General features: G+C 58.7%; 1 protein-coding gene. It reads left to right on the top strand.

The window, feature by feature from the left end:
- Positions 1 to 345: 345 nt before the first annotated feature.
- Positions 346 to 513: hypothetical protein (locus tag BO1_RS60075; protein WP_156992427.1), on the top strand; the 168-nt coding region annotated here is incomplete at its 3' end.

Below are 513 nucleotides of genomic sequence, written 5' to 3'. Positions count from 1 at the left end.
TAAAGCGCGTAAGGCACGCCAAGCACGCAAGCCCACGACGCCACCGAAACACTCATTTGTGCCTCATGCGGCACACCAATGAGCATCACCCACGCGCCGTGGACATTCTTGTCTAGTCAACAAGAGCACCATTTGGTGTTCGACCCCATCGTTTCCCTTTATTTTCGCCAGAAAAAGCCCGCCAGGGTAATTCCCTAGGCTCAATCCATCAAAACGAGTTGTATATACAACTTGCCAGAGGTAGACTAGCTCTCACGTTGCAGCGACACCGCTTCAGGTCACCGCCCGGTATGGGCAGACAGGCCGCGCCGCGCAAGAAACCCCATCCCGAGACGAACGAACGCCATGAACCATCCCAACTTCACCGATCCCCGCCTCGACCCGTCCCGCACGATCCGCGCGCCGCGCGGCAGCGAGAAGGTGTGCAAGACCTGGCTGGCCGAAGCCGCCTACCGCATGATCCAGAATAATCTGGACCCGGAAGTGGCTGAGCATCCGCACGCGCTCGTCGTA

It is taken from the genome of Paraburkholderia oxyphila NBRC 105797 (assembly GCF_000685075.1).
In the GTDB taxonomy this organism is placed as follows: Bacteria; Pseudomonadota; Gammaproteobacteria; order Burkholderiales; family Burkholderiaceae; genus Paraburkholderia; species Paraburkholderia oxyphila.
The sequence above is the reverse complement of the archived record's forward strand: the minus strand, read 5'-3'. Positions and strand labels throughout refer to the sequence as shown.